This is a genomic window from Roseomonas aerilata DSM 19363 (assembly GCF_000711725.1).
Classification (GTDB): Bacteria; Pseudomonadota; Alphaproteobacteria; order Acetobacterales; family Acetobacteraceae; genus Roseomonas; species Roseomonas aerilata.
The window spans coordinates 1-10,348 of the sequence record NZ_JONP01000083.1; the positions used below are offsets into that span (position 1 = coordinate 1).

Here is a 10,348-nt window from a genome sequence, read left to right on the forward strand (position 1 = left end):
GCTAAACCTGGGTCGCCCGGAGTATGTGCGCACCACCTGATCGCCAGGGCTCCTGGGAGAGATGCGTCCAACGCTCCGATCGATGCACCAACGTCGGTCGCCGCGACTAATCTATCCCCCCGTTCCCCTCGGCAGCGATCTCACGGCCTATCGAGCCGTGCAGGCGCGTCTCGGGCTCTCCCGGGCGGTGGTGGTTCAGCCGACTGCCTATGGTACCGACAATTCCTGCACGCTCGACGCAGTGGCCAGGCTCGAACTTGGTGCCGCGCGGGCCGTGGTGGCGGTGACGCCGGAAACGCCAGCTAGCGAGTTGCGTCGCCTGCACACGGCGGGTGCCCGCGGTGCCCGGGCCTTCATGCTCGGAGGCGGTCCGGTGCCGTGGGAGCGGCTGCACGCCCTCGGGGCGCATGTTGCCCCCCTGGGCTGGCACGTGCAGCTGCAATTCGACGGCGGCGAGATGCCGGAGCGGGAAGCGCTGATCCGCAGCCTGCCCTGCCCTGTGGTGATCGATCATGTCGGCCGGTTCCACGATCCCGTGCCGCCTGACCGCGCCGGCCGTCCGGGCCTTGCTGCGGCTGCTGGAGGGTGGCCGCGCCTGGGTGAAGCTCTCCTCACCCTACGGTGTGTCGCGGAGCGGGCCGCCTGGGTACTCGGATGTTTCTGCCATCGCATGTGCGCTCGTTGCGACGGCGCCGGAGCGTTTGGTTTGGGGCTCTAACTGGCCTCACCCCAACGCGCCGGCTCCCAAACCCGATGAGCTGGCGCTTCTTGATCTGCTCGGGGAATGGATACCGAGCGAGGCAACGAGGCGGGCCATTCTCGTGATGAACCCGGCGTGCCTGTATGACTTCTAATCAGGACGGGCGTTCTCGACAGGCACGCGTCAGCGGCCTTTGAAGCCGGGAGATGATGGCTGCCGCAGGCCGTTTCTAGCCTGCAGTGGGCAGCTGCTTCACGAAAGCCACTCGGGCAGGGCGCGAGACCTGCGCACCGATCTTGATCAACCGCGCTGGGAAGACGATCCTCGCCCAAAATTCGGAGGACACGTCCATGCGGCAGCCGACCGCCCTGGCAGCCATGCTCATCCTAGCCACTCCGGCCCTGGCTGAAGTGACTCGCTTCGAGGTAACGGAGGACGTGCCCGCCTTTGCTGGCCGCTCCTTCGGCGAGGTGGGTGGATATCGCCGCATCACGGGCCGCGCGACAATTGCCCTGGATCCATCCGATCCTCGCAACGCCGTGGTCGCCGACATCGGCATGGCCCCACGCAACTCGGCGGGACGGGTTGAGGCCACCGCCGACGTGGTGATTCTTCGGCCCGCTGATGCAGCGCGCGGGAGTGGAACGCTTCTGCTGGACGTGCCGAACCGCGGCCGGAAGCTCGCGCCGCAGCTCTTCGACGACGTGCCGCAACCCGGCGCCAATAGCGCCGCAACGGCCGAAGACGCGGGGATCGGCTTCCTGACAGGGCGCGGCACGACGATGGTCTGGGTGGGCTGGCAGGCCGACCTCCGATCGGAGCCTGGGCAGCTCGCCCTGGCAGCCCCGGTGCTGAGCGGTGTGACGGGCCCGGTGCGGGAGGAGTTCGTCTTCGATCACGCGCGTAACCCCGCCCCCGCTACCCTTTCTTGGCCGTTGGCGGATCCGGCGAACCTTTCTGTGACGGTCCGGCAGGCCTGGGCGGATCCGCGCCAGACACCGCCGGGGCTCTCCGCCCGTGCGGTGGATGCACGGCGCGTCGAGATCTCACGACCGGAGGTGGGCTTCGATGCCGGTGCTCTATATGAGGTGACCTACACGGCGCGTGATCCAGCAATACTGGGAATGGGCTTTGCCGCTGTCCGCGATGTCGTCTCCTTCCTCCGTCGCGACACCTCGGCCAACAATCCGCTGGCCTTCGGTGGACGCCCTGCCGTGCACCGCGCCATCGGCTTCGGGGTGTCGCAATCTGGGCGCTTCCTGCGCGACTTTCTCTATCTCGGCTTCAACGAGGATACCGACGGCCGGGTCGTCTTCGACGGGCTGATGCCGCATGTTGCGGGCGCGCGGCGCATGGCGACGAACGTGCGTTTCGGCCAGCCCGGTCGTAACGCGCGCCACCCACAGGATCCGGCCTGGCAGGCGGACACCTTCCCTTTCACCTACGCGGTGCTGGACGATCCACTCTCCGGCCGGCGTGACGGCCTGATGCTGCGTTGCCGTCTTACCAATACCTGCCCGCGCGTCATGCAGAGCGACAGCGAGCACGAATGGTGGGCCTCCCGCGCCTCCCTGCTCGTGACGGACGCAGCGGGGCACCACATCGACCTGCCGCCCGACGTGCGTGCCTATATGATGGCTGGCACGCCGCATTTTGCAGAGCCGGGTGAGACAGCAGGCCGAATCGAAGCCATGGCGCTGCCGAAGAATCCGATGCATGCCGGCCCACCGATGCGTGCGTTGCTCGTCGCGATGGAGGCTTGGCTCGCCGAGGGACGGGAGCCGCCCGCAAGCCGTGTGCCGATGCGCGCCCACGGCACACTGGTACCGGCCGATCAAGCGATGCCCGCTGCGATCCCAGGTCTGCCCTATGGGGCGATCCACACCCCCGCCGCTCTCTCCGACCAGTCCGTCACTCCTCCTCGCGAGATCGGACGCTACCCTGTCTTCGTTCCGCGCCTGGATGGGGATGGAATGGCGGTGGCGGGCGTGCGGGCGCTCCAGCTTGCCGTGCCCCGGGCGAGCTACACGGGGTGGAACCCGCGGGCACAGGGTTTCGGCCCAGCGGCCCTCTACCCCTTGCAAGGCGCGGTGGTGCCTCTGGCTCCGACCCAGGCGGCACGGCTTGCGGTTGGCGACCCGCGCCCCTCTGTCTTGGAGCGCTATGCGGATGACGCGGCCTATGCCGCCGCAGTGAGGCGCGCGGCGGAGGACGCGATGGCCAGTCGGCTTCTTCTTCCACTTGACGCGGAGAGACTGATCTCCCGCGCTCAATCGGGAGCTCTCGCCCAATTGCGCTGAAGTGGTTGGGGATTGAAGGCCAACGCCACGCGCGTCCGGCGCCGGTTCGGATTTGCATCTGTGCAGCGCCGGCGGCGCACCTTCGCATGAACGTGCTCCAGAGCCAGCAGCTATGCTCCGAGCCGTGCGACGACCTGCGCCACCGTCGTGTGGGTCCACACCTCTCCTCCCCGCGGCGCTGGTACGCCTCTCTCCGTCAGCGCCCGCGCAAGCCCCAGGTGCGTGGTGACCCTTCGGCCCGGATTGCTTCCACTTCCAAAGCAAGCCGGTGCGCTGTGCGGATCGCCTCCTCCTGGCGCGCCTCCGCAGCTGCGGCGGGACAGGGCGGCTTCGGCGGCCTCCACCCTCGGTCTCCACCCAGCACAGCGCCCCGCGCCCTCGCGGCCGCCAGGCCGCCCTCGTGCGCTCCGAGATCAGCTCCCGCTCCTGTTGGGCCATGGCGGCATAGACCCGCATCATCAGGTCATCCGCCGCGGGCCTTTCCACGCCTCAAGACAATCACGCTAGCCAGAGCAAAGGTCGCGAGCTGCACGGCCATGACAATGAAAGCCAGATCATAGCTGCCCGTCGAACTCACAATCAGCGTGAATACGAGCGGCCCGCAAATCGAACCGATGAACCCGAAAAGGCCGGCCGCGGATGTCACATCGCTGACCAGAGGCAGAGGTGCCACCCGGGCTAGCTCCGCCATATGTACGCCATTCCAGCCAATTGCTGTCACCCCCACCAGCGCCGCGCATCCGTAGAGAGTCCAGGATCCATGGCTGCCAACCGAGATCAGCAGCCCGACCGCCGCAGTGGAGGCAACCGCCTGCAGGGCGAGGTGTCGGAGGGCGTGGCCTACCCGGTCTGCCAACCAGCCCAGGACAACACGTCCCACCATGCTGGCAACCTGCATCACCGCAACAACCAGCCCAGCCTCAGCCAGCGAGGCACCGTGGCGGGTGATGACATAGGTGGCGGTGAACGCCGTGAGACAGGACTGAAGAACCGAGAAGGAAGCGCCGAACGCAGTCAAAAGGGGCAAGGACGGATGTGCCCGAAGAACAGCGACAGAGCGCGCCAGTGCGGCGAGGGAAAGTAGTGCTCGCCCCCAGTTCTGCCGCCCAGCGGACCTATCTCCGTCCAGCCGGCGGCGGAACGGCTGCACCGAGAGCGTCGTCAGCAACGCGATGCCGATAACCACCCAGAGCGCGCCGGATAGTCCCAGCGCCAGCACGAGCGGTGCGACCAGGAGTCCTGCCAGCGCGCCACCGAGGGGCACCCCTGCCTGCTTCACTGAGAAGATCAGAGCGCGGTGCCTTGGGGGAGCTGTGCGAACCAGGATCTGGCTACCCGCCGGCGTATTGTGTCCCGTCCCGAAGCCGATAGCCAGCGCACCGAGCAGACCGATCAGGCCGAGTGGCTGTGAGAGGATGAAGAGACCCAGAGCCATGCAGGCCAAGCCGATCTGAAGGGTGCGGACCGGCCCGTGGTGGCTCAACATCGGCCCGCCGCAAGCCAGACACCAGCAGATGCCAGCAGAGGTCACAGCCGAGACGAGGCCGATGCTTTCGGACGCAAGCCCAGCACGAGCCATCAGCGGCGGGCCTAACAAGGGAACAGCAAGGGAGGAAAAGGAACTGACCGTCTGGACGATCGAGGTCGCGACCAAGGCGCTGCCCCACAAAGGTAACTTCAAGGCTCGTTTCCAACCCCTTGCCGGCCCGAACTTTGGCGATGCCGGGCCTCTCCGCGAATGTGCAGTGGGAGCACTCGCGCGACTAGGCGCCAAGCCGCTCCAGAACTCGCGTCACAGTCGTATGTGTCCCGGTGTGCCCTCCTCGAGGCGTCGGCACGCCTTTCTCTGTCAGGGCTCGGGCAATGCCATGGCGGGTTGTGACGCCCTTTGCCCGTAGAGCCTCAACCTCCAGTATCAGTTGATACGCTGAGCGGGTGGCCTCCTCCTATCGCGCCTCTGCGGCTGCAGTGGCATAGGAGGGCTCCAGCCGCCCTCGATGGTTCCGAGGACTGTCCGCGCCGCCTGCCCCGCCACTATCGTCCTGCTGGCTTGCTCTAGCACTACCTTGGCATCTTCAACAGGGCGGTGAGTAACCCATCTGCTGGCTGACTGGTTAGCAGGAGGTGACGATGGCGGAGGTCATTGGCGCGTCTGGCGATCTGGATAGCTGGCTCCGACCGTTTCTCGACGTGATGGGGCGCAAGACGCGGCGTGTTTGGGCCCCTTTCTACCTGCGCGGCCTGCTTGGTCCTGGCGAGCGCAAGAGCCTGCAGCCTATGGCGGCACGGCTGGGTTTGCCCGGGCACGACCAACTGCACCACTTATCACCAGCCCGGCCTGCGACGACGCGCCGCTCTGGCGCGTCCTGGCGGAGAGGGCGGACGAGCTTCTGGGTGGCCCCGAAGCGGTGCTGGTGATCGACGATACGGCGCTGCCCAAGAAGGGTGATCTGTCGGTCGGCGTGGCGCGGCAGTACTGCGGGGCGGTGGGAAGAGGGCGAACTGCCAGGCGCTTGTGTCGCTCACCCTCGCCCAAGGCGAGGTTCCCTTGCCCGTGGCCCTGCGTTTGTTTCTGCCCGACACGTGGACGCAGGACCCGCAACGTTGCGCCCGGGCTGGCGTGCCCGAGGCGGAGATCGTGGCCCACAGCAAGGGCGAGATCGCGCTCGCCGAGCTCGATCGGTTGCGCGAGACAGGACTGCGCTTTGGCATCGTCCTGGCCGATGCGGGCTATGGGATGAGCGCCGAGTTCCGCCAGGCGCTCCCCGAGCGGGACCTACTCTGGGCGGTGGGCATCCCGCGCACGCAGAAGGTCTACACAACAGCGGTCCAGCTCCGCTGGCCGCGTGCCAGCAGGGGCCGTCCGCGCCAGCTGCCGGTGCCCAGCGAGCAGCCGCAGGCCGTGGAGGACGTCCTGGCCAAGCTCAGGTGGCGCCGGCTGAGCTGGCGGCAGGGTACCAAGGGAGCGCTTGCCGCGCGCTTTGCTGCCCTGCGGGTACGGGTTGGCGATGGCCCGGTGACGCGTCCGTCGCGTCACCTGCCGGGGGAAGAGGTCTGGCTGGTCGGCGAGTGGCGCTCAACAGGGGAGCGGAAGTACTACCTCAGCAACCTGAGGCCCGACACACCGCTGCGCAGCCTGGCCGCCGCGATCAAGGGGCGCTGGGTCTGCGAGCAGGCCCATCAGCAACTCAAGCAGGAACTCGGGCTGGGGCACTTCGAGGGACGGTCCTGGACCGGCTTGCACCGACACGCACTGATGACCTGCATGGCTTTCGCTTACCTCCAGCACCTGCGGCTCCGAACCGTTCGCGGGCGGGGGAAAAAGGTGCAGCCCACTCCCGAGTGGCAAACCGCCACCCCAACCAAGTCTGCCCGCCATGCGCCGGGCCATCATCGGTCAACTCTTCGCTCACCTCGTCACGCCCGTCCGATGCCCGCACTGCAGGCGACAGTTCCGTCCGTCACCTGATCCACGACTGCCAAGGTAGTGCTAGGTGGCGTGGACAAAGGTGCTTCACGCCGTAGGGCTGAGGTGATTCAAGGCTGCCTTCTGGCTGAAGGCGGTGGTGCTGCGGGGTTTGCTGACGACGAGGAGTGGGCGTTCTTCGAGCCCTTCGTGGTGGAGACCGGCCCATTTCGTGGCCGTCCGCCAAGCGGTCACCGCCGGGTGCTGGACGCCGTTTTCTGGGTGGCGCGCACCGGTGTTCCCTAGCGCGACGTGCCGCCTGAGTTGGGGAACTGGAACTCTGTCCACCGGCAGTATCGGCGCTGGACTACCCCGGGCTTGTGGGAGGTGCTGCCGCAGGCCTTGGCCGATGGTGGCGGCGGTGCCGATGCCTTGCAGATGATCGACAGCACCGTCGTGCGGGCCCAAGTACCGCCCGCGGTTGTTGAGACACCTGAGTGGAGCCTATGCGGCGAGAGCCGCGGGTGAAAGCTGATCCTTGCGGACGGCGTCCGGTGTTCTGAAGCCGTGACGCTCGATGAGCCAGATTGAGTTGTAGATGCGCCGGAAGTCGAGGAGCGCTTGGCGGAGTTGCTCGACGGTGTCGAAGGTCTGCACCCAAAGGAGGTTTTCTTTGAGGGTGCGGATGAAGCGTTCGACGCAGCCATTCCCTTCGGGTGCCCGCACGAAGGCGGGCGAGCTCTCGATGCCGAGGAACGTCAGCTCGCCCTGGAAAGCATCGGACATGTACTGCGAGCCGTGGTCATGGCGCATCGAGAGACCTGCCGCGATGCCCTTGGCGAAGCCACCGAAGTGCTGGCGCACGCCCTGGCGGAGAGGCTCCAGCGCTTCGAAGCGGGTGCCGCGCCGGGCGGCATGCAGGCCGACACATTCGGCGCTATGGTGGTCGATGGCGACGAACACCGCCGCCTGACCTTCACCGGTCCAGGTAGTGGTCATGTCGGTGCCCCAGATGGTGTCCACTGCGTCAGGGATGATGGTGCCGTCGTGGTTGCGCGGGACCCGAGGGCTGCCGACCCGCGATGGGGCGAGCAGGTCGCGCTCGCGCATAAGCCGCAGCACCCGGCGCTTGGAGGTCCGCACACCCTGCACGCGCAGCCTCGCCCATACCTTGCGGTGCCCCTCGCCATGAAAGGGGCTGGCCGCGAGGACGGCCCGGATCGCCTCGACCAACTCGGGATCCGGCATGGACCCGACCGGGCCACGTCGCCTGGGCGGCTCCGTCCGGGGCGGCAGGCGATGGCGGTAGATCGTCGCCCGGGCTGCGCGCCAGACCCGGCACACCCGAGCCAGGCCATAGGGCCTGCCGCTGCTGGGCGAGAGGGTCAGGCTCATGGCCGTGACCTGCGCCGGGCCAAAGGGCGGCCGCCCTCGAGCGCCGCGACCTTGGCCTCCAGCAACTCGCGCTCGAGCAGCATCTCACCCAGCAGCGCCTTGAGCCGCTCGCTCTCGAGCGCCTCACCGTCAGCAGGTCGCGTCGCCAGGCTTGCCTCACCATCCGCCAGGAAGGCGTCGCGCCAGCCGCTTAGCGTGGCCGCCGTGACACCCAGTGCCCGCGAGACCGTCTCCAGGTCCTCGCCCCGAAGCAGCCGCAGCACCGCATCCCGCTTGCGCTGACGGGACATCCGACCACCCCGGCTAGGACCAGCGGTATCCGTCGCCTCTGTCATCGTCGTGCACCCCATGGGCGGATACCGTCCGCTTGCGGTGTGTCTCGATCAACCGTGGGGCGCAGGACCTACGACAAGGCCCTCTACCGCCAGCGGCACCGCATCGAGAACATGTTCGGGCGTCTGAAGGACTTGCGCCGCATCGCCATGCGCTACGACCGATGCGCCCACACCTTCATGTCCACCATCCTCCTCGCCGCCACCGTGCTCTTCTCAATCATTGCGTCCTGAGCCTAGTCGTACCAGCCAGGCGCAATGGCAAGCCATGGAAACGGCAGACTACAGCAGCAGCCAGGCGTAATTATACCGTCTAGCGGATGAACTGACTCTGGTGTGATTTCCGCTTGGTCGGGGATGGTGATTCGCTTCTGGCCTGACCTGGCGGGGTGGGCCGACGGGGCGGGCACTGGAGATCCGGACGGATGTAGCGAGTGCCGCCGAGCTTCGGCGTTTGGCGCGGCGCGCGCGGAACCGGCGTACAACGACGCGGATGCTGGCGGTGGCGCACGCGCTAGATGGGTTGAGCCGGGCGTAGGCGGCGCGGCTGGTGTGGCTGGAGCGGCAGGCGCTGCGGGACGCGGTGGTGCGCTGCAACGCGGAGGGTCTGGAGGGTCTGCGAGACCGCCCCAAGCTGGGGCGGCGTCCGGTGCTGAGCGAGCCCGAACAGGCGGTGCTGATCGCCACCATTCTGCGCGGGCCTGACCTGGAGCGGGATGGCGGGGTTGAGTGGACGCTGCCGATGCTGTGCCGCTGGATTGAGGGCCGCTTCGGCAAGCGCCTGCACCCGGCGAGCCTGTCGCGGGTGGTGCGCAGCTTGGACCTGTCGCGCCAGAAGACCCGACCGCGGCACCCAGAGGCTGACGAGCCGGCGAAGGCGGCTTTTACAAAAGGGGGCTACGCCGCGCCGTAGCGGCCGTTGCTGCCGATCATCCAGGTCAGCAGGTCGAGCTCTGGTTCCAAGATGAGGCCAGAGTGGGCCAGAAAAGCCGCACCGGCCATCGCTGGTGGGCACGGGGGCAGCGCCCGCGCGGGCTTTGCGACCAGCGCTATGACTGGACCTACCTCTACGCCGCCGTCAGACCCGCAACAGGCCAAGGCTTTGTGCTCGTCCTGCCCATGGTCTCCACCCGGGCCATGGACCTGTTCCTCGATTGCTTCTCGGCCACCCTCGCTCCCGATGTGCACGCCGTCCTCGTCCTGGACTAGGCGGGCTGGCACGGTTCGCGCCACCTCCGTGTGCCCGGCAATGTCACTCTCGTGCCGCTCCCCCCCTACGCACCCGAGTTGAACCCCGTCGAGCGGGTCTGGCTCTACCTGCGCGAACGCTTCCTCTCGCACCGCCTGCTCAACAGCAACGCCGCCATTGTCGATGCCTGCTGCCAAGCGTGGGACGCCCTCACCCCAGAGCGCCTCCAATCCCTCACTAACTATCCTTGGATCAGAAAGGTCACTTCATAGGCTCGACGGTATAAGACGCTCCGCGTCATCCGGCATCTCAGGCGACGGCTGCGGAACCGATGGAGCGGGTACCATCGCAGGAGCTCGGCCGAAACCGCCGCGTCGCGCTTAAAACACCTCGGTGAGCGCCTCGCCGCCTGCGATTTCGCCCATCAAGTCGCCGAGGGGCGGATCCGCTGCAACATCCTCAACACCTTCAACGCGCTTGGTACGCCCGACACTCTCGCTCGCCCCTGATCAAACCATCAAAGACCGAACCACATCCTAACGCCACTCTCTACAACAGCGTCCAATAGTCTTAAAATCAGGATGGCCAAAATCCGCCGCATACAGGCCTTGGTTTGTCGGGCTGTCGTTGCTACTCCATGTGGCGGACCATAATAGTATGTCTGAGACTGAGGAATTCACATGCGCGTCGCAATGATTGGGGCTGGCTATGTCGGCCTTGTCTCGGGGGCCTGCTTCGCAGAATTCGGCGTCGACGTCTGCGTCGTCGATACGGAGGTCTCGAAGGTCGAGGCGCTGCGCGCCGGCCGCATTCCGATCTACGAGCCCGGCCTCGACCGGCTGGTGGAGGAGAACGCGCGGGACGGGCGGCTGAGCTTCACCACGAACCTCGACGAGGCGATCAACGGGGCCGACGCCGTGTTCCTGGCCGTCGGCACGCCGTCCCGCCGCGGCGACGGGCATGCGGACCTCAGCTACGTCTTCGCCGCCGCCGAGCAGGTGGCGCGGGCGGCCAAGGGGCCGCTGG

Annotated in this window: 5 protein-coding genes and 5 pseudogenes; 8 read left to right on the forward strand and 2 right to left on the reverse strand. The window is 67.2% G+C overall.

The window, feature by feature from the left end; genetic code table 11:
- Positions 1-82 precede the first annotated feature (82 nt).
- A pseudogene (locus BO39_RS32120) lies at positions 83-854 on the forward strand (amidohydrolase family protein).
- A gap of 196 nt (positions 855-1,050) precedes the next feature.
- The gene (locus tag BO39_RS28150; RefSeq protein WP_052402973.1) at positions 1,051-3,000 is read left to right on the forward strand and encodes an alpha/beta hydrolase domain-containing protein; all 1,950 of its coding nucleotides are present in this window, start codon (positions 1,051-1,053) and stop codon (positions 2,998-3,000) included.
- A gap of 463 nt (positions 3,001-3,463) precedes the next feature.
- Here the strand turns inward: BO39_RS28150 and BO39_RS28155 are convergent, their stop codons facing one another.
- Entirely contained in the window at positions 3,464-4,654 is a 1,191-nt protein-coding gene (locus BO39_RS28155; protein ID WP_169742885.1) for an MFS transporter, read from the reverse strand.
- A gap of 476 nt (positions 4,655-5,130) precedes the next feature.
- Here BO39_RS28155 and BO39_RS28160 point away from each other — a divergent pair.
- Together BO39_RS28160 and BO39_RS35525 are read left to right on the forward strand one after the other, a co-directional pair.
- A pseudogene (locus tag BO39_RS28160) lies at positions 5,131-6,469 on the forward strand (IS701 family transposase).
- A 63-nt stretch (positions 6,470-6,532) separates the two neighbouring features.
- Positions 6,533-6,712 carry a transposase gene (locus BO39_RS35525; protein ID WP_408735192.1) on the forward strand — a complete coding sequence of 60 codons (180 nt, stop codon included), beginning with the start codon at positions 6,533-6,535 and terminating at the stop codon, positions 6,710-6,712.
- 198 nt (positions 6,713-6,910) lie between these two features.
- Here BO39_RS35525 and BO39_RS28165 read toward each other — a convergent pair.
- Positions 6,911-8,151: pseudogene (locus BO39_RS28165) on the reverse strand (IS3 family transposase).
- Here BO39_RS28165 and BO39_RS34735 point away from each other — a divergent pair.
- The 4 genes and pseudogenes from BO39_RS34735 to BO39_RS28190 all read left to right on the forward strand — a co-directional run.
- A pseudogene (locus BO39_RS34735) lies at positions 8,062-8,367 on the forward strand (transposase); the annotation flags it as partial. The pseudogenes BO39_RS28165 and BO39_RS34735 sit on opposite strands and share 90 nt — an antisense overlap.
- A 316-nt stretch (positions 8,368-8,683) precedes the next feature.
- Complete coding sequence (locus tag BO39_RS28180; protein WP_169742887.1) at positions 8,684-9,046, forward strand: winged helix-turn-helix domain-containing protein; 363 nt, start codon at positions 8,684-8,686, stop codon at positions 9,044-9,046.
- Between the two features lie 50 nt (positions 9,047-9,096).
- Positions 9,097-9,594, forward strand: a pseudogene (locus BO39_RS34740) (IS630 family transposase); the annotation flags it as partial.
- 408 nt (positions 9,595-10,002) lie between these two features.
- On the forward strand, positions 10,003-10,348 hold a 346-nt coding region (locus tag BO39_RS28190), incomplete at its 3' end, for a 3-hydroxyacyl-CoA dehydrogenase NAD-binding domain-containing protein (protein ID WP_043832340.1).

Coding starts and splice junctions, on each gene's coding strand:
- BO39_RS28150 (WP_052402973.1), top strand. CDS start 1,051: ATGCGGCAGCCGACCGCCCTGGCAGCCATGCTCATCCTAGCCACTCCG.